We start from the raw sequence: 17,796 nt of genomic DNA on the forward strand, positions 1-17,796 counted from the left end.
CGCCTGCCCACCGGCGCCTGCCGGTACATCCTTTGCCCGCTCCCCCTTGCTGCTTGCCCCGAGGCTACACATGACCCGCGAAGAATTCCTGCGCCTGGCCGCTGCCGGCTACAACCGCATTCCCCTGGCCTGCGAAACCCTGGCCGACTTCGACACACCGCTGTCGATCTACCTGAAGCTGGCCGACCAACCCAACTCCTACCTGCTCGAGTCCGTGCAGGGCGGCGAGAAGTGGGGCCGCTATTCGATGATCGGCCTGCCGTCGCGCACCGTGCTGCGCGTGCACGGCTACCACGTCAGCATCCTGCAGGATGGCGTCGAGGTGGAAAGCCATGACGTCGAGGATCCGCTGGCCTTTGTCGAGGCGTTCAAGGATCGCTACAAGGTCGCCGACATTCCTGGCTTGCCACGTTTCAACGGTGGCCTGGTGGGCTATTTCGGCTACGACTGCGTGCGCTATGTGGAAAAACGCCTGGGTGCCAGCCCCAACCCGGACCCACTGGGGGTACCGGATATCCTGCTGATGGTCTCCGATGCCGTGGTGGTGTTCGACAACCTGGCGGGCAAGATGCACGCCATCGTGCTGGTCGACCCGGCCGAGGCGCAGGCCTTCGAACAAGGGCAGGCCCGCCTGCAGGGGCTTCTGGATACCCTGCGCCAGCCGATCACCCCGCGCCGTGGCCTGGACCTGAGCGGGCCGATGGCCGCCGAGCCGGCGTTCCGCTCCAGCTACACACAAGCCGACTACGAAAGCGCCGTGGGCCGCATCAAGGAGTACATCCTGGCCGGCGACTGCATGCAGGTGGTGCCGTCCCAGCGCATGTCCATCGACTTCAAGGCCGCGCCCATCGACCTGTACCGGGCGCTGCGCTGCTTCAACCCGACGCCGTACATGTACTTCTTCAACTTCGGCGACTTCCATGTGGTCGGCAGTTCGCCGGAAGTGCTGGTGCGGGTCGAGGACAACCTGGTCACCGTGCGCCCGATCGCCGGTACCCGCCCGCGCGGGGCCACCGAAGAAGCCGACCGGGCGTTGGAAGACGACCTGCTGTCGGACGACAAGGAAATCGCCGAGCACCTGATGCTCATCGACCTGGGTCGCAACGACGTGGGCCGGGTGTCGGCCACCGGCAGTGTGCGCCTGACCGAGAAGATGGTGATCGAGCGATACTCGAACGTCATGCATATCGTGTCCAACGTCACCGGCCAGCTGAATGAGGGGCTGACGGCCATGGACGCACTGCGGGCGATCCTGCCGGCCGGTACCCTCTCCGGCGCGCCGAAGATCCGCGCCATGGAGATCATCGACGAACTGGAGCCGGTCAAGCGCGGCGTCTACGGTGGCGCGGTGGGCTACTTTGCCTGGAACGGCAACATGGACACCGCCATCGCCATCCGCACTGCGGTGATCAAGGACGGTGAACTGCATGTGCAGGCCGGTGGCGGCATCGTCGCCGACTCGGTGCCGGCGCTGGAGTGGGAAGAAACCATCAACAAGCGCCGGGCGATGTTCCGCGCGGTGGCGCTGGCCGAGCAGACCTCCAAGTAAATGGATCGGGGTCGCAACGCGGCCCCGACAACTCAGAAGTCCAGGCTCAACGCCACGCTCACGCCCTGCTGGCGCAACTCATCACTCTTGCGCCAGTTGTAGTTCCCCCGCAGGTTCACCCCTGGCACCAGTTCATGGGTCAGCCCCAAGCTGGCGCGGGTCAGGTTGCTGTGTGGCGTATACCCGGTCAAGGTGAAGTCGTTCGCCGGCAGGCTGGTCAGGTGCATGCGCAGGTCCTGCTGATCGTGCTCGAACTCGTGCTCGCGGGCCACCTCGGCAAACAGCCTGGTCGTCGGCAGGAGCTGCACGCTCCCCAGCAGGCCGGCCCCCAGCCGGCGTGACGTGCGCTCCTGATCGTCGAAGCCGAGCGCAGTGGAGCGGCCGCTTTTCTCGTCATACCCATCGACCTTGACCCGCGCATAATCGGCGCTGATGAACGGCGCCAGTTGCCAGCGGCTGCTCTCGGCCGCCAGGTTGTAGCCCACCCGGCCGGTGACGGCCCAGGCCTCGCCATCGCTGTCGCCTTTCTCGCTGCGCTCACCAACGCCCAGGGCGAAGGTACGCTTGAGGTCGCGATAGTCCAGGTGCCCGGCGGTCAGTGCCGCGTCGGCCCACCAGCGATCCTGGCGGAACTGGGCGAAGGCGCTGGCCAGGTAGCTGTCGAGCTTGTAGTCGGAATCTTCCTGGCCTGCCTCGAGCTTTTGCCGGTACACGCCCGCCGCCAGCCCCACGCGCCAGGCGTCATCCAGCCGATAGCTGCCGCCGAGGGTCAGGTTGTAGCCGCGCCCGTCGCCACTGGCGGCGCTGCGCTGGCTGCCGAAGTCCAGGTCCTGACCGCCGGTGGCGACGAACGCCTGCCATTGACCGACCGCCTGCCAGGGCGTCTGCCACTGGTTGCGCAGCTCATCCTGGTGGGCGCGGAGGCTGGCGTGGGCGATTTCCGGCAGCAGGGTCAGCTCCCAGGGCGCGGCGAGGATCGAATAGGCATAGTCGGCAATCAGTTGCTGGCCGGCGATGGTCGGGTGCACCGAGTCGTTGAACAGCAGCCGGGTCGGGTCCGGCGTCGTGCCGTTCGCCCCGTAGACCGGGTTGCCCACGCAGCCGTCGCCGCTGTAGCAGGTGCCGACCAGGTTCTGGTCGGCGGCCAGGCCGAACTGGGCGGGGCTGGCCAGGGCCTCGCGCAGCAGTGCCGGGACATTCAGCGGGATGATCTCGGCGTCGATCTGCCCGAGCCGGTTGACCAGCGACTGGTTGAATACGCCGGACAGCTGCGACAGCGGCCCTTGCTGGGGCGTGCCGCTGAAGTTCGGCGTTTGCCCCAGGTCCGGCAGCAGCCAGACCATGATGTAGCGCGCGCCGCCCTGTTGCAGCGCCTGGGCGCTGGCCGCCAGGCGGGCACCGGCGGCGGCCGCGTCGGCGGGACTGTTGACCAGGCCCTGGAGGAAATCGTTGCCGCCACCGGTCAGGTAGTACAGGGCATTGGGATCGGCCCGCAGGCCGTTGGCCAGGTAGCCGTCACGCTCGCGCAGAACAGTGCCCGCGCCGGGGCGACCTGGTGGGATGACGGCTTGCGAGGTGTCGGTGATCGAGTCGAGGATCTGTTGCGTGGTGTAGCCGCCCACCGCCCAGTTGTTGCCGTCCGGCGTGCCTTGCAGCTGGTTGGTCAGCGACGTCGAGGGGCCCAGGCTGGTTCCGGAAAAGCCCAGCCTGCCACCCAGGATCATCGGCGATACCGGCGCGTAGTTACCATTGGCATCGCGGTTGGTGAAGCGCATGCCTGGCGTGCCGCCGGTCAGGTCAGGAAACTGCCCGGCGTCGCTGAGGCTGTCGCCGAAGACGACCAAGGCGCTATAGGGGGAGGGCGTCGCGATGGCTTGGCTGCAGGCGAACACGAGGGTCGCGAGGGAAGTGCGCAGGAAGGGAGCCTTGAGCATGCATGGATATCCTTTTCATTGTTTTTATCGGGGCAAGCCGGATGACCTTAGCAAATTCCCGGTCTTTGCCTACCGTTGCGTTCGTTTCCCCGTGTTTATGGGCATATTGCACCCGCCGCCCCGGTAGGTTACTGTCCCGGAACGTATGAACGAGACCTACCCTGTGTTGATCGTCAGCAAACTCTTGATGCGCGTTATCAAGGCCGTCGCCCGTTGGCGTTGGCGCGCCTGACTTTTTCTCCTGCCGGTTCGCCCGGCCCGCCCCCGTTTGCCTTCCCCACTTGTTCCGTCAACCGCCCCGTGCGGGTTCGGCCGCATTCATGAGCGGCAGCGGAAGGCTCGAATCAAAAGTCAGTATTCAAGAGGTTCGTTGCAGATGTTACTGATGATCGACAACTACGACTCCTTCACCTACAACGTCGTGCAGTACCTTGGCGAGCTGGGTGCCGAGGTCAAGGTCATTCGCAATGACGAAATGACCATCGCCCAGATCGAAGCCCTTAACCCCGAGCGCATCGTCGTCTCCCCGGGCCCGTGCACGCCGAGCGAAGCCGGGGTCTCCATCGAGGCCATCCTGCACTTTGCCGGCAAACTGCCGATCCTGGGCGTCTGCCTGGGCCACCAGTCCATCGGCCAGGCCTTCGGCGGCGACGTGGTGCGCGCTCGTCAGGTGATGCATGGCAAGACCAGCCCGGTGCTGCACCGTGACCTGGGGGTGTTCGCCGGCCTGAACAATCCGCTCACCGTGACCCGCTACCACTCGCTGGTGGTCAAGCGCGAAACCCTGCCCGACTGCCTGGAAGTGACCGCCTGGACCGCCCACGAAGATGGCACTGTCGACGAAATCATGGGCCTGCGTCATAAAACCCTGAATGTCGAAGGGGTACAGTTCCACCCCGAATCCATCCTCACCGAGCAGGGCCACGAGCTGTTCGCCAATTTCCTCAAGCAGACCGGCGGACGCCGTTAAGGACCGATCATGGATATCAAGACCGCTTTGAGCCGTATCGTCGGCCACCTGGATTTGTCCACCGAGGAAATGCGTGACGTCATGCGCCAGATCATGACCGGCCAGTGCAGTGAGGCGCAGATCGGTGCCTTCCTCATGGGCATGCGCATGAAGAGCGAGAGCATCGACGAGATCGTCGGCGCGGTGTCGGTGATGCGTGAGCTGGCCGACAAGGTCGAGCTGAAGACCCTCGACGGCGTGGTCGATATCGTCGGCACCGGTGGCGATGGCGCCAACATCTTCAATGTGTCGACTGCTTCGGCCTTTGTCCTGGCCGCGGCCGGCTGCACCGTGGCCAAGCATGGCAACCGTGCCGTCTCCGGCAAGAGCGGCAGCGCCGACCTGCTGGAAACCGCCGGTATCTACCTGAACCTGACCCCGGTGCAGGTCGCCCGCTGCATCGACAGCCTTGGCATCGGCTTCATGTTCGCCCAGACCCATCACAGTGCCATGAAGCACGCCGCCGGCCCTCGTCGCGACCTGGGGCTGCGTACCTTGTTCAACATGCTCGGCCCGCTTACGAATCCGGCCGGCGTGAAACACCAGGTGGTCGGGGTCTTCACCCAGGCCCTGTGCCGCCCGTTGGCCGAGGTGCTGCAGCGCCTGGGCAGCAAGCACGTGCTGGTGGTGCACTCGAAGGACGGCCTGGACGAGTTCAGCCTGGCCGCGCCGACCTTCGTCGCCGAACTGAAGAATGACCAGATCACCGAGTACTGGGTCGAGCCGGAAGACCTCGGCATGAAGAGCCAGAGCCTGCACGGCCTGGCGGTCGAGGGGCCGCAGGCTTCGCTGGAGCTGATCCGTGACGCCCTGGGACGACGCAAGACCGAGAACGGCCAGAAGGCCGCCGAGATGATCGTTCTTAACGCTGGCGCAGCGCTGTACGCCGCCGACCACGCGATGACCCTGGCCCAGGGTGTCGAACTGGCCCACGATGTGCTGCACACCGGCCTGGCCTGGGAGAAACTGCAGGAGCTGGGCGCCTTTACCGCGGTATTCAAGGTGGAGAACGAAGCATGAGTGTCCCGACGGTGCTGGAAAGGATCATCGCCCGCAAGTTCCAGGAAGTGGCCGAGCGCAGCGCGCGGGTCAGCCTGGGTGAACTTGAGCGCCTGGCCAAGGCGGCCGATGCGCCCCGTGGCTTTGCCAGGGCATTGATCGAGCAGGCTGCGCGCAAGCAGCCGGCGGTGATCGCCGAGATCAAGAAGGCCTCGCCAAGCAAGGGCGTGATCCGCGAAAACTTCGTGCCGGCGGAGATTGCCGTCAGCTACGAGAAGGGTGGGGCGACCTGCCTGTCGGTGCTGACCGACGTGGACTACTTCCAGGGTGCCGACGTCTACCTGCAGCAGGCGCGTGCCGCCGTTTCGCTGCCGGTGATCCGCAAGGACTTCATGGTCGATCCGTACCAGATCGTCGAAGCCCGTGCCCTGGGCGCCGACTGCGTGCTGTTGATCGTCTCGGCGCTGGACGACGTGAAGATGGCCGAGCTGGCCGCCACCGCCAAGGACGTCGGCCTCGACGTGCTGGTCGAAGTGCATGACGGCGATGAGCTGGAGCGTGCGTTGAAGACCCTCGACACACCGTTGGTCGGGGTCAACAACCGCAACCTGCATACCTTCGAAGTCAGCCTGGAGACTACCCTCGACCTGCTGCCGCGCATCCCCCGCGATCGCCTGGCCATCACCGAGAGCGGCATTCTCAACCGTGCCGATGTCGAGCTGATGGAAATCAACGAGGTGTATTCGTTCCTGGTCGGCGAGGCGTTCATGCGCGCCGAGCAGCCAGGGTTGGAGCTGCAGCGGCTGTTCTTCCCCGAACAGGTGAAGAAGACCGTTCAGCAACTGGACTGATCGAACAGAAAGCCGGCATCGTTTGCCGGCTTTTTCTATTCGAGGGCTTCATCGTGAGACAGTCCCAACGTGGGAGCGGGCTTGCCCCGCGATGAGGCCGGTGAACATCACATCAAAGGTGGATCAATGACCGATCAACCCCTGGCCCTTACCGTCGAACAGGGCCTGCACGCCGAACAGGACCTGCTGGCCGCCGTCTGCCGCGGCGAACGCGAATCCGGCGTGCTGTTCTGGCGCCCGACCGACCATGCCCTGGTCATGCCCCGGCGCATGAGCCGCCTGGACAACTTCGAGGCCGCTTGCGCCGAGCTGGCCATCGCCGGCTGGCCAGTACTGCTGCGCGAAACCGGTGGCGAGCCGGTGCCGCAATCCCATGCGACCGTCAACGTGGCACTGGTCTATGTGGCCCCGCGTAGCGAGGGTGATCAGGGCCGCATTGAGAATGCCTACGAGCGTCTGTGCCTGCCGCTGTGCGATGTCCTGCGCGAATGGGGTGGTGTTGCCTCGGTGGGGGAGATTGACGGCGCCTTTTGCGATGGCCGCTACAACGTCAACCTCAATGGCCGCAAACTGGTCGGCACGGCCCAGCGCTGGCGCCAGGGGCTGGGGGGCAAGCGCCCGGTGGTGCTGGTGCATGGTGCCCTGTTGCTGGACAACGAACGCGAATCGATGGTCGCGGCGGTCAACCGCTTCAATGAGTGCTGCGAGCTGGAGCAGCGCTGCCGTGCCGACAGCCATATCGCCCTGCACGAGGTGGCGCCTGCCGCCCCCTGGTTCGAGTGCTTGAGCCAGGCCTATGAGCAAGTGTTGGCGGAGCTGCCACAGGATTAACGGGTGCCGTAGACCACCATGGTCTTACCCTTGACCTGCACCAGGCTGCGCTCCTCGAGGTCCTTGAGGACGCGGCCGACCATCTCCCGTGAACAACCGACGATACGACCGATCTCCTGGCGGGTGATCTTGATCTGCATGCCGTCGGGGTGGGTCATGGCGTCGGGTTGCTTGCACAGGTCGAGCAGGCAGCGGGCGACCCGCCCGGTGACATCGAAAAACGCCAGGTCACCGACCTTGCGGGTGGTGTTGCGCAGGCGCTGGGCCATCTGGCTGCCCAGGGCATAGAGGATTTCCGGCTCCAGGCGTACCAGCTCGCGGAATTTGTCGTAGCCGATCTCGGCCACTTCGCACTCGGTCTTGGCGCGCACCCAGGCGCTGCGCTGATGTTCCTGGCCGGCCGGCTCGAACAGCCCCAGCTCACCGAAGAAATCACCGCTGTTGAGGTAGGCGATGATCATCTCGTGGCCGTCGTCGTCCTCGATCAGGATGGTCACCGAGCCCTTGATGATGAACGACAAGGTCTCGGCCCGGTCGCCGGCACAGATGATGTTGCTCTTGGCGGCGTAGCGACGGCGCTGGCAGTGGGCCAGCAACTTGTCGATGTTCTTGATCTTGGGTGGCAGGGCTGAGGAGACCATCACGAAATCCTGTTCGATACGACGCATTGGCTTTTTATAAAGGCGCCTGGCAGCACGCGCCAGTCATTTGGCGCCAGCTTATCAGACACTTCAACTTGAATCGGCACAAAAGCGACGCGGCTTGAGCTTTTCCGACAGCCTCGCAAGGTCTAAGCTGACACCCTTTTACGAAATCGGGAGTCCGGATAGATGAAGGCACGCATCCAGTGGGCCGGTGAAGCGATGTTCCTCGGTGAGTCGGGGAGCGGCCATGTCGTGGTTATGGATGGCCCACCCGAAGCCGGAGGTCGCAACCTGGGCGTGCGCCCGATGGAGATGCTCCTGCTCGGCCTGGGTGGCTGCAGCAGTTTCGACGTAGTCAGCATCCTCAAGAAGTCGCGCCAGGCCGTGGAAAGCTGCGAGGCCTTCCTGGAAGCCGAACGCGCCAGTGAAGACCCGAAGGTGTTCACCAAGATCCACCTCAACTTCGTGGTCAAGGGCCGCGGGTTGAAGGAGGCGCAGGTCAAGCGTGCGGTCGAGCTGTCGGCGGAGAAATATTGCTCGGCCTCGATCATGCTGGATCGCGCCGGCGTCGAGATCACGCACGGTTACGAAATCGTCGAACTCGGTTGATCGAAGGCAGCACCTGCCGGTCAGGCGCTTTGCTTGTGCAGGCGTTCGACACCTAGCAGCAACGCGAGCCCCGGGATCAGCGCAAGCACCAGCCAGGGCGTATTCACCCCGAGCAGGATGAGGATTTCGCTGCTGCTCCAGGTGGTGCCGAAGTGTTCGGCAAACACCTGGCACTGCAGCCACGCAGCCAACGTGCCAGCGAGCACGAACGTGCCGACCAGCAGTTGGCGGCTGGCTAAAAACGCGCTGAGCAGCAGGAACAGCAACTGCGCGGGCAGTGTGCCGAGCATCAGCTCGGCGGTGCTGTTGCTGTCAGGGTCGGTAAGCGTCGGCAGTTCCAGGCTGAAAGTGCTTTGCCCGACACTGGCGACCATCAGGCAAACGAACAGATAGGCGACCGGGATCAGGCTAAGGCCCTGCAGCAGCCGGGCGAGCGATCGTCCCATGTTCAGCGACGCAATGCCGGCAGCAGCTGCAACAGACGTTCGGGTAGCTGTGCCCGAAGCTGCTCGCTCAATGCCTCACGTCGCTTCTGGTACAGCACGCCAAGACCGATCACGCCGAGGCCGATCAAGGTCAGTATGACCGGGAACAGCAGGGAATCGGCGAACACCTCGTAGGACAGATACCCCAGATAGGCCGCCACCCCCATCGCTCCGAACACCATGAACACGGGGCGGCGCAGCAGGACGGCCAGGCCCATCAGTCCCAGGTTGATCAGGCAGTACAGCGCCTTGCCCCACTCGCTGCCACTGTCCATCAGCGTCAGCCCGCCCCAGAACGCCGCCAGGCCGGCGAGATAGCCCCAGAAGGCATAGTCCCGGCGGGTGCGTCCGTCGATCACCAGGAACACCAACAGCAGGCCCAGGCCGAACCACAGCGAGACCGTGCGCCGTTGCTCCCAGCTGAACAGGTCGCCATGGAACCACTCGCTCAGGTCCATGGACATGAACCACAGGGCCACCGCGATCGGCATGACGATGAAAGGGAAGGGAATCAGGCGCAGCATCAGCATCCCGGCCAGTACCGTCGCCGCCTCCATTGCCAACCAGCCACCCTGCACGTAGGTGTAGTACTGGTGGTAGTCGCCCTGGGCGTCGTCCAGTGGCCACCAGCCTGCCAGGCGCTCGATGGCGAACACCGCCAGCGGTACGATGCTGACCGCCACGGCGGCCAGCACGCCGGCGGCGACAGGCTGGTTGCGTCGTTGCAGCGACAGGGCGAACAGGGTGATCCCGGCGATGTAGAGCAGGGCGATGGCCAGCAGTGCACCGTCGCCTATGCGCATCCAGGCCTCGGTGAGCAGCCAGCCCATGGCACCCATGATCAGCAGTGCGCCGAAATAGAACGCCACATGGGCCAGCTGGAAGCTGGCGCGGCTTTCCGGCTGCTGGCGCAGGAAGGCCAGCAAGGCCTGGTCCTGCCCCGGGTGCAGCACGCCGGCACTCACGGCGCGTGCCAGGTCCCTGGCGTCGAAACGTTCCATGGTGCGCGTCTCAGATTCGGTAGGTGCTCTTGGTCATGACCTTGGCCAGCAGGCTCATGCCGAAGCGCACGGGGGCCGGGAAACGGTAGCCGCCGGCTTCCAGCGCGGACTCGGCGTGGTGTTCCTCGTCGACACGCATCTGTTCGAGGATGGCGCGGGACTTGCCGTCGTTCTCGGGGATCTGCTCCAGGTGTTCGTCCAGGTGCTTGCACACCTGATGCTCGGTGGCGGCGACGAAGCCGAGGCTGACCTTGTCGCTGACCAGACCGGCGAGGGCGCCGATGCCGAACGACAGGCCGTAGAACACCGGGTTGAGCACACTGGGGTGGCTGTTGAGCTGGCGAATGCGCTGCTCGCACCAGGCCAGGTGGTCGATTTCTTCTTCCGCCGCATGCTCCATGGCCTTGCGCACCTGGGGCAGCTTGGCGGTCAGGGCCTGGCCCTGGTACAGCGCCTGGGCGCAGACTTCGCCGGTGTGGTTGATGCGCATCAGGCCGGCGATATGGCGGGTCTGCTGCTCGTCGAGTTCGGCGTCCGGCTGGATGATCGCCGGGGATGGGCGGGCGGGTTGGCCGCTGAAGGGCAGCAAGGTGCGCATGGCGGTATCGGCCTGCAGCAACAAGCGGTCGAGCGGCGAGTAGTGACGTTCGGTAGCCATCGGGCACCTCCGCTGAAGTGATGCCCGACAGTCTACCTCAATACCCCTGGGCAGGCTTGCCTTGGATCAGCCCGGCGGCCAGTGCATCTGGCGCTGGCCAAGCACGTGCATGTGGATGTGGTAGACGGTCTGGCCGCCCTGCTCGTTGCAGTTCATCACCACGCGGAAGCCCTCTTCGCAGCCGAGCTCCCGGGCCAGGCGCTGGGCGGTGAACAGGATGTGGCCGGCCAGGCCTTTGTCCTCTTCGGTCAGGTCGTTGAGGGTACGGATGGGCTTTTTCGGAATGACCAGAAAATGCACTGGCGCTTGGGGGGCGATATCGTGGAAGGCCAGAACCTGGTCGTCCTCGTAGATGATCTTTGCCGGAATCTCCCGGTTGATGATCTTGGTGAAGATAGTCTCCACAGCACTTGCTCCATGGTGAGTGTCCGGGCTGAGTGTACTGAGCCCGCCGCCGCTCGCCCAGTGGCTATTCCATGCCGATCGGGCAATAGCGGCGATGGATCAGCCCGGCCAGCTTGCGCGTCAGCCAGCGCGGCAGCAGGCGCGGGGCGAAGGCCAGCCAGCGGTTGCGCCGGCCGGGCAGGATCAGCGCGCGGTTCTTGTCCAGAGCGCGGACGGTGTACAGGGCGATTTCCTCGGGGCTCAGGCAGCGGCTGTTGCCGTCGAGGCGTGGGATGCGGCGCCTGGCCGAGCGCACCGGCCCCGGGCACAGCACCGAGACCTTGATTCCGGTGCGCCGCAGTTCCTCGCGCAGCGCCTCGGAGAAACTCAGCACATAGGCCTTGCTCGCCGCGTAGGCAGCCATCCACGGGCCCGGTGCGACCCCGGCCAGTCCCGCGACGTTGAGGATCTGCCCGCCACCCTGGATCGCCATCAGGTTGCCAATGGCGTGGCACAGGCGGCTCAGGGCAAGGATATTGACCTCCAGCAGGTCCTGCTCATCGGCCCATTCATGGGCCAGGAACGGCCCATAGCTGCGTTGCCCCGCGCAATTCACCAGCAGGTCGATGCGCCGCTCGCCTTCCTCCAGCTCGAGGACGAAGCCCGACAGGCGCAGAGGCTGGCTGAGATCGCAGGCACGGAACAGCACTTCCACGCCGAAGCGTTGGGTGAGCTCGATGGCCACTGGCTCCAGCGTCTCGCGCTGGCGCGCCACCAGGATCAGGTTGCGCCCGCGCCGTGCCAGGGCTTCCGCCAGGGCCAGGCCCAGGCCGCTGGAAGCTCCGGTGATCATGGCGTAACGGGTCATGCAAGGCTCCTGGGGCGTAAGGGGCGCCTAGTGTACAGCCTGGCCGATTTGCTACAAGGCGTTGCTGCGCAGCTGCTGGCTGCGCGCCAGGGCGGTCCGGTACTCGTCCTGCAGGCGCCCGATCAGCTCGCCGGCGCCGGGCAGGTCATGGATCTCGCCGACACCCTGGCCGGCCGACCAGACCGTCTTCCAGGCCTTGGCCTCGTCATCCAGTGGCTTGAGCTTGCCGGCGTCATGGCCACTCTTCAGCGCTGCCAGGTCGTAGCCGGCCTGTTCCAGGCTCTGGCGCAGGAAGCTTGCCGGGATGCCGGACACTGCGGGGGTATGCACGATATCGGCGGCCCCGGCGCCCAGGATCATCTGCTTGTAGGCGTCCTGGGCCTGGCTCTCACGGGTGGCGATGAAACGGGTGCCCATGTAGCCGAGGTCGGCCCCCAGCAATTGCGCGGCCAGCAGTTCATGGCCATGGTTCAGGCAGCCGGCCAGCAGCAGGGTCTTGTCGAAGAACTGGCGGATCTCCGCGACCAGGGCGAACGGGCTCCAGGTTCCGGCATGTCCGCCGGCGCCGGCGGCCACGGCGATCAGCCCGTCGACGCCGGCCTCGGCGGCCTTCTCGGCGTAGCGACGGGTGGTCACGTCATGGAACACCAGGCCACCATAGCCGTGCACCGCGTCGACCACCTCCTTCACCGCGCCGAGGCTGGTGATGACGATGGGCACGCGATGTTCGACGCACAGTGCCAGGTCGGCCTGCAGGCGCGGATTGGTCGGGTGCACGATCAGGTTGACCGCATAGGGCGCAGGCGCCTGCAGCTCGGCCAGCCCGGCCTCGATCTCCTCCAGCCAGGCCTTGAACCCTGCGCTGTCACGCTGGTTCAGGGCAGGGAAGCTGCCCACCACGCCATTGGCGCAGCAGGCGAGCACCAGCCGGGGATTGGAGATCAGGAACATCGGCGCCGCCACCAGGGGCAGGCGCAGGCGTTGTTCGAGCGAGGCGGGCAGGGACATGGCGAAACTCCTGTAGGCGGGTGGATATCGTCAGAACGGTTTGACCACCACGAGAATTACGACGCCCAGCAGCATCAGCACCGGTGCCTCGTTGAACCAGCGGTAGTAAACATGGCTGCGGGTGTTGGTGCCGGCGGCGAAGCGTTTGCGCTGGGCGCCGCACATGTGATGGTAGACGGTGAGCAGGGCTACCAGGGTGAGCTTGGCGTGCAGCCAGCCCTGGCTCAGCCAGCCGGGGTTCAGGTACAGCATCCAGCCGCCGAACACGTAGGTGGCGATCATCGCCGGGTTCATGATGCCCCGGTACAGCTTGCGCTCCATGGTGGTGAAGCGCTCGAGGCTGATGCTGTCCTGGCTCTGGGCGTGATAGACGAACAGGCGTGGCAGGTAGAACAGGCCGGCGAACCAGCAGACCACGCTGACGATATGCAGCGCCTTGATCCATAGATAGAGCATGGGGAGTTCCTTCAGGTTTTCACGGTCGTCAGATAGTAGAGGCCAAGGGCCCGAAGGGTCATCCCAAGAGTTGTTACAGGCGCCCTTGGCCCCTATTATCGTGCGCTTTCCAGTGGTCTCGTTGATAAGGGGCAAGCGTCATGATCAAGGTCGGTATCGTCGGCGGCACGGGTTACACCGGTGTCGAACTGCTGCGTCTGCTGGCGCAGCACCCACAGGCCGAAGTGGCGGTCATCACTTCGCGCTCCGAAGCGGGCGTGGCGGTTGCCGACATGTACCCGAACCTGCGCGGCCATTACGATGGCCTGGCGTTCAGCGTGCCGGACACCAAGACCCTGGCGGCCTGCGATGTGGTGTTCTTCGCCACGCCCCACGGCGTCGCCCACGCCCTGGCGGGTGAGTTGCTGGCGGCCGGCACCAAGGTCATCGACCTGTCCGCCGACTTCCGCCTGCAGGACGCCGCCGAATGGGGCAAGTGGTACGGCCAGCCCCATGGCGCGCCCGAGCTGCTCAAGGACGCGGTCTACGGCTTGCCCGAAGTAAACCGCGAGAAGATCCGTCAGGCGCGCCTGATCGCCGTGCCGGGTTGCTACCCGACCGCCACCCAGCTGGGCTTGCTGCCATTGCTGGAGTCCGGCCTGGCCGACCCGTCGCGGTTGATCGCTGACTGCAAGTCGGGCGTCAGCGGTGCCGGCCGCGGCGCTGCGGTGGGCTCGCTGTTCTGCGAGGCCGGGGAGAGCATGAAGGCCTACGCGGTCAAGGGCCATCGTCACCTGCCGGAGATCAGCCAGGGTCTGCGCCAGGCGGCGGGCAAGGACATCGGCCTGACCTTCGTGCCGCACCTGACCCCGATGATCCGTGGCATCCATGCCACCCTGTACGCAACGGTCGCCGATACCTCGGTCGACCTGCAGGCGCTGTTCGAGAAACGCTACGCCAACGAACCGTTCGTCGACGTGATGCCAGCCGGCAGCCATCCGGAAACCCGCAGCGTGCGCGGTGCCAACGTCTGCCGTATCGCCGTGCACCGGCCTCAGGGCGGTGACCTGGTGGTGGTGCTGTCGGTGATCGACAACCTGGTCAAGGGCGCCTCGGGCCAGGCGGTGCAGAACCTCAACATCCTGTTCGGCCTCGACGAGCGCATGGGGCTGTCCCACGCCGGGCTGCTGCCGTAAGCCGCCGGTCGTTGCCAGGGCCCGCCTCGCGCGGGCCTTTTTCATGGGGGCGACTAAAGCCGCACAATTCTTGACCGATTTTCTCGGACAAGCGGATAATACCCGCCATCGAGTTTTATGGCGGCACTGCGCCGGGAGAATCAACATGAGCGTCGAAACCTTCACCCCCACGGCTTTGGAGTTCACTCCCGGGGCTGCGCACAAGGTGAAAACCCTGGTCAGCGAAGAGGGCAACGAGCGGCTGAAGCTGCGTGTGTTCGTGACCGGCGGCGGCTGCTCGGGCTTCCAGTATGGTTTCACCTTTGATGAAGACGTGGCCGATGACGACACCATCGTCGAGCGCGAAGGTGTTGCGCTGGTCGTCGACCCGATGAGCTACCAGTACCTGGCGGGCGCCGAAGTCGACTACCAGGAAGGCCTGGAAGGTTCGCGCTTCGTGATCAAGAACCCGAACGCCACCACCACCTGCGGTTGCGGTTCGTCGTTCTCGATCTGATCCGGGCCCTGCTGTGAAAACGCCGCGCAATTGCGCGGCGTTTTGCATTCTGGCGGGTGTTCAGGCGGGGTAGATCGCGCCGAGGATGCGCAGGCCGCGGGCGGCGGTCACGCTGGGGCGGTTGGCCGGGATGCCCTCCAGGCAGCAATGGGCCAGCCAGGCGAAGGCCATGGCCTCGACCCAATCCGGGTCCACGCCATGTGCGGCGGTGCTTGCAACTTTGGCAGCCGGCAGCAGGGCCGCCAGGCGCGCCATCAATGCACCGTTGCGCGCACCTCCGCCACAGACCAGCAGGGCCTCGGTGTCGTCCTGGGCCTGGCGCAGCGAGTCGATGATGCTGCGCGCCGTCAGTTCCAGCAGGGTGGCCTGGACATCTTCGTCACGGTACGCCGGCAGGCGCGCCAGATGGGCGTCCAGCCAGGGCAGGTTGAAGACTTCGCGGCCAGTGCTCTTCGGGCCGCTGCCGGCGAAGAACGGATCGCTCAGCAGGGCGCTCAGCAGGTCCTGACGGACGCTGCCGCTGGCCGCCCAGGCGCCGTCGGCATCGAAAGCCTGGCCCTGCTTGCGTTCGATCCAGGCATCCAGCAGCACATTGCCCGGGCCGCAGTCGAAGCCATGCACCGGCTGCTCGCGTTCGATCAGGCTCAGGTTGCTGAAGCCACCCACGTTGAGGATCGCCAGGCGCTGGCCGAGATGACCGAACAGGGCCTCGTGAAACGCCGGTACCAGGGGCGCGCCCTGGCCGCCCGCCGCCACGTCGCGACGACGGAAGTCGCCCACCACGCAGATACCGGTGAGCTCGGCCAGCAGGGCCGGGTTGCCGATCTGCACGGTAAAGCCACGGGCCGGCTCATGGCGAACCGTCTGGCCGTGGCTGCCAATGGCACGGATGGCGTCGGGCGCCAGGCCCTGGGCGGCCAGCAGATGATTGATGCCCTGTGCCGCCAGGGTGGCCCAGCGGTTTTCCGCCAGGGCCGCACGGGCGATCTCGTCGGGGCCGCTGGCGCAGAGGCCGAGCAGGTCCTGGCGCAGGTCGACGGGCATGGGGATGTAATGGGTGGCGAGCAGCCGCAGCTGCTCGTCTTGCTCGATCAGGGCGATGTCCAGGCCATCAAGGCTGGTGCCGGACATCACCCCCAGGTAGAGCGCCATGTCAGCGCTTGTTGGCGGCGAGCAGGGTGGCCTTTTCCTGATCCATGCGAGCGATCAGGGGCTGGCTCTGCTGGTTGAAGCGCTGGCGCTCGGCCTTGGCGATCGGGTCGGCCATCGGCACCTTCTGGCTCAGCGGGTCGACGTGGACACCGTTGACCTGGAACTCGTAGTGCAGGTGCGGGCCGGTCGACAGGCCGGTGGTGCCAATGTAGCCGATGATCTGACCCTGCTTGACGCTGGAGCCGGTCTTGATGCCCTTGGCGAAGCCCTGCATGTGGCCGTAGAGGGTCTTGTACGAATTGCCATGGGCGATGATCACGGTGTTGCCGTAGCCGCCGCGACGGCCGGCCAGTTCGATGCGGCCATCGCCGGCGGCCTTGATCGGTGTGCCGCGTGGCGCGGCGTAGTCGACGCCCTTGTGCGCACGGATCTTGTTGAGGATCGGGTGCTTGCGCCCGGCGGAGAAGCGCGAGCTGATGCGGGCGAAGTCCACCGGGGTGCGGATGAACGCCTTGCGCAGGCTGTTGCCGTCGGCGGTGTAGTAGTTGGTGTTGCCCTGCTTGTTGGTGTAGCGCACGGCGGTGTAGGTCTTGCCGCGGTTGGTGAAGCGGGCGGAGAGGATGTTGCCGGTGCCGACCACCTTGCCGTCCATCATCTTCTGCTCGTAGACCACGTCGAATTCGTCGCCAGGGCGAATGTCCTGGGCGAAGTCGATGTCGTAGCCGAGGATGCGCGCCATGTCCATGGTCATGCTGTGGGACAGGCCGGCGCGCTGGGCGGAGGCGGACAGCGAGCTCTTGATCACGCCATGGGCGTAGGCGGTGCGGACCACCGGCTTGCTGACCTCGCGCTCGAAGGCGAAGCCCTTGTCGGTCCTGTTCAGGCGGATGGTCTCGAGGGTGCTGACCTTGCTGTGCAGGCTGGTCAGCTGGCCGTCCTTGTCCAGTTCGAACTGCAGCACCTGGCCATGCTTGAGCTGGCTGAACTGCTTGGCCTGCTTGTTGCTCGCCAGCACGTCGTGGACGACGTTGGCCGGCAGGCCGACCTTGTTGAACAGGGTGGAAAGCGTATCGCCGCGGCTGACCACCACTTCGCGGTGGCCCGGGGTTTTCTCTTCCGGCTTGGCGGCGGGGGCCGGCGCCGGTTCCGCCTTGGCGGTTTCGGGCTCGGCGCCGTCGATCTGGGCGAATGGCGAGTCGCTGCTTTGCCCGGCCTCTACCAGGGGGGCGCTGCGGGACTCGTCCTTGAGCTGTTCTGCCGGGCTCTCGAGCTCCAGGCTGAGGGTGGTTTTCTTGGCTTCCACTTCGCTGGAAGGGAAGACCAGCAAGGCCAGGCTGAGGAGGGCGGCAATGCCGCTTGCGGCCAACAGATGGCTTTTCGGATAAAGCGGGGGCGCTTTAGGCGTTTCGTTGGTCATAGGTGAGGTGACTTTGAAAAAGGTGAAATGGAAAAGATGAATGACATGATGAAGATGAAATAACTGTATAAAATATAACCAAATCCATTCTCACGCAAGGGCGCGTAGACGTTGCGGTGCGCCGTTCGGGTCACAATCCTTTGCGAAACTTGTATTTGATGGCCGATCTTGTATGGTTGGCTCCCCTTGAATCCTAGCGTTGCGGGTCTGTCTATGAAGTCGGTTGAAGAGCAGCTGGCGCTTATCAAGCGCGGTGCGGAAGAGGTACTG

Annotated in this window: 20 protein-coding genes (1 of these 20 running past the window's edge); 9 read left to right on the forward strand and 11 right to left on the reverse strand. The window is 65.2% G+C overall.

The annotated features are described in order from the left end of the window. Positions 1 to 70 precede the first annotated feature (70 nt). Complete coding sequence (trpE, locus tag VUG52_RS02455) at positions 71 to 1,549, forward strand: anthranilate synthase component I (protein ID WP_050703528.1); 1,479 nt, start codon at positions 71 to 73, stop codon at positions 1,547 to 1,549. Positions 1,550 to 1,581: 32 nt separating this feature from the next. Here trpE and estP read toward each other — a convergent pair whose 3' ends face one another. Next, complete coding sequence (gene estP / locus VUG52_RS02460; RefSeq protein ID WP_050703529.1) at positions 1,582 to 3,483, reverse strand: esterase EstP; 1,902 nt, start codon at positions 3,481 to 3,483, stop codon at positions 1,582 to 1,584. Positions 3,484 to 3,859: 376 nt separating this feature from the next. Here estP and VUG52_RS02465 point away from each other — a divergent pair, with 376 nt between their 5' ends. From VUG52_RS02465 to VUG52_RS02480, 4 genes are all read left to right on the forward strand, one after another. Beyond that, on the forward strand, positions 3,860 to 4,453 hold the full coding sequence (locus VUG52_RS02465; protein WP_028689014.1) for an aminodeoxychorismate/anthranilate synthase component II: 594 nt from the start codon (positions 3,860 to 3,862) through the stop codon (positions 4,451 to 4,453). Positions 4,454 to 4,462: 9 nt separating this feature from the next. Further along, complete coding sequence (trpD, locus tag VUG52_RS02470; protein WP_050703530.1) at positions 4,463 to 5,512, forward strand: anthranilate phosphoribosyltransferase; 1,050 nt, start codon at positions 4,463 to 4,465, stop codon at positions 5,510 to 5,512. Continuing rightward, positions 5,509 to 6,342, forward strand: coding sequence for an indole-3-glycerol phosphate synthase TrpC (gene trpC, locus VUG52_RS02475; protein ID WP_050703531.1), 834 nt, complete (start codon positions 5,509 to 5,511; stop codon positions 6,340 to 6,342). Before trpD ends, trpC begins: the two co-directional genes overlap by 4 nt. A gap of 126 nt (positions 6,343 to 6,468) precedes the next feature. After that, positions 6,469 to 7,173: a lipoate--protein ligase family protein gene (locus VUG52_RS02480; protein WP_050703532.1), complete on the forward strand. Its 705-nt coding sequence runs from the start codon at positions 6,469 to 6,471 to the stop codon at positions 7,171 to 7,173. On the opposite strand, the gene crp is transcribed toward VUG52_RS02480, so the two are convergent. Then, on the reverse strand, positions 7,170 to 7,814 hold the full coding sequence (crp, locus tag VUG52_RS02485) for a cAMP-activated global transcriptional regulator CRP (RefSeq protein WP_050703538.1): 645 nt from the start codon (positions 7,812 to 7,814) through the stop codon (positions 7,170 to 7,172). The two genes, VUG52_RS02480 and crp, sit on opposite strands and share 4 nt — an antisense overlap. A 189-nt stretch (positions 7,815 to 8,003) precedes the next feature. Here crp and VUG52_RS02490 point away from each other — a divergent pair, with 189 nt between their 5' ends. Next, positions 8,004 to 8,426, forward strand: a complete 423-nt coding sequence (locus VUG52_RS02490; protein ID WP_028689009.1) for an OsmC family protein — start codon at positions 8,004 to 8,006, stop codon at positions 8,424 to 8,426. 20 nt (positions 8,427 to 8,446) lie between these two features. Here the strand turns inward: VUG52_RS02490 and VUG52_RS02495 are convergent, their stop codons facing one another. From VUG52_RS02495 to hemJ, 7 genes are all read right to left on the reverse strand, one after another. Beyond that, positions 8,447 to 8,872 carry a hypothetical protein gene (locus VUG52_RS02495; protein WP_050703533.1) on the reverse strand — a complete coding sequence of 142 codons (426 nt, stop codon included), beginning with the start codon at positions 8,870 to 8,872 and terminating at the stop codon, positions 8,447 to 8,449. A gap of 2 nt (positions 8,873 to 8,874) precedes the next feature. Beyond that, positions 8,875 to 9,912 carry a hypothetical protein gene (locus VUG52_RS02500; protein ID WP_050703534.1) on the reverse strand — a complete coding sequence of 346 codons (1,038 nt, stop codon included), beginning with the start codon at positions 9,910 to 9,912 and terminating at the stop codon, positions 8,875 to 8,877. A gap of 10 nt (positions 9,913 to 9,922) precedes the next feature. Further along, positions 9,923 to 10,570 (reverse strand): 2-polyprenyl-3-methyl-6-methoxy-1,4-benzoquinone monooxygenase, encoded by a 648-nt coding sequence (gene coq7, locus VUG52_RS02505; protein ID WP_110734634.1) that lies wholly within the window; start codon positions 10,568 to 10,570, stop codon positions 9,923 to 9,925. Between the two features lie 66 nt (positions 10,571 to 10,636). After that, positions 10,637 to 10,975 (reverse strand): histidine triad nucleotide-binding protein, encoded by a 339-nt coding sequence (locus VUG52_RS02510; protein WP_028689005.1) that lies wholly within the window; start codon positions 10,973 to 10,975, stop codon positions 10,637 to 10,639. Positions 10,976 to 11,039: 64 nt separating this feature from the next. Then, on the reverse strand, positions 11,040 to 11,822 hold the full coding sequence (locus tag VUG52_RS02515; RefSeq protein ID WP_050703540.1) for an SDR family NAD(P)-dependent oxidoreductase: 783 nt from the start codon (positions 11,820 to 11,822) through the stop codon (positions 11,040 to 11,042). 51 nt (positions 11,823 to 11,873) lie between these two features. Next, positions 11,874 to 12,830: an NAD(P)H-dependent flavin oxidoreductase gene (locus VUG52_RS02520; RefSeq protein ID WP_050703541.1), complete on the reverse strand. Its 957-nt coding sequence runs from the start codon at positions 12,828 to 12,830 to the stop codon at positions 11,874 to 11,876. Between the two features lie 30 nt (positions 12,831 to 12,860). Further along, a complete protein-coding gene (gene hemJ, locus VUG52_RS02525) occupies positions 12,861 to 13,286 on the reverse strand; it encodes a protoporphyrinogen oxidase HemJ (RefSeq protein ID WP_050703542.1) in 426 nt (141 codons plus the stop codon). A gap of 140 nt (positions 13,287 to 13,426) precedes the next feature. Here hemJ and argC point away from each other — a divergent pair, with 140 nt between their 5' ends. Further along, on the forward strand, positions 13,427 to 14,461 hold the full coding sequence (gene argC, locus VUG52_RS02530) for an N-acetyl-gamma-glutamyl-phosphate reductase (protein ID WP_050703543.1): 1,035 nt from the start codon (positions 13,427 to 13,429) through the stop codon (positions 14,459 to 14,461). Positions 14,462 to 14,606: 145 nt separating this feature from the next. After that, positions 14,607 to 14,957, forward strand: coding sequence for an iron-sulfur cluster insertion protein ErpA (erpA, locus tag VUG52_RS02535; protein ID WP_050703544.1), 351 nt, complete (start codon positions 14,607 to 14,609; stop codon positions 14,955 to 14,957). Positions 14,958 to 15,017: 60 nt separating this feature from the next. Here erpA and VUG52_RS02540 read toward each other — a convergent pair whose 3' ends face one another. Both VUG52_RS02540 and VUG52_RS02545 read right to left on the reverse strand, forming a co-directional pair. Continuing rightward, positions 15,018 to 16,109: an anhydro-N-acetylmuramic acid kinase gene (locus tag VUG52_RS02540; RefSeq protein WP_050703545.1), complete on the reverse strand. Its 1,092-nt coding sequence runs from the start codon at positions 16,107 to 16,109 to the stop codon at positions 15,018 to 15,020. A 1-nt stretch (position 16,110) separates the two neighbouring features. After that, a complete protein-coding gene (locus VUG52_RS02545) occupies positions 16,111 to 17,526 on the reverse strand; it encodes a peptidoglycan DD-metalloendopeptidase family protein (RefSeq protein WP_050703546.1) in 1,416 nt (471 codons plus the stop codon). 213 nt (positions 17,527 to 17,739) lie between these two features. Here VUG52_RS02545 and tyrS point away from each other — a divergent pair, with 213 nt between their 5' ends. Continuing rightward, a protein-coding gene (gene tyrS / locus VUG52_RS02550) for a tyrosine--tRNA ligase (RefSeq protein ID WP_050703547.1) crosses the window boundary here: on the forward strand, positions 17,740 to 17,796 show its beginning. It continues 1,143 nt past the right edge of the window; only the first 57 of its 1,200 coding nucleotides appear in the window; it begins with the start codon at positions 17,740 to 17,742; its stop codon lies beyond the right edge, outside the window.

The organism is Pseudomonas sp. LH21 (genome assembly GCF_036549575.1).
Taxonomy (GTDB): Bacteria; Pseudomonadota; Gammaproteobacteria; order Pseudomonadales; family Pseudomonadaceae; genus Aquipseudomonas; species Aquipseudomonas peradeniyensis.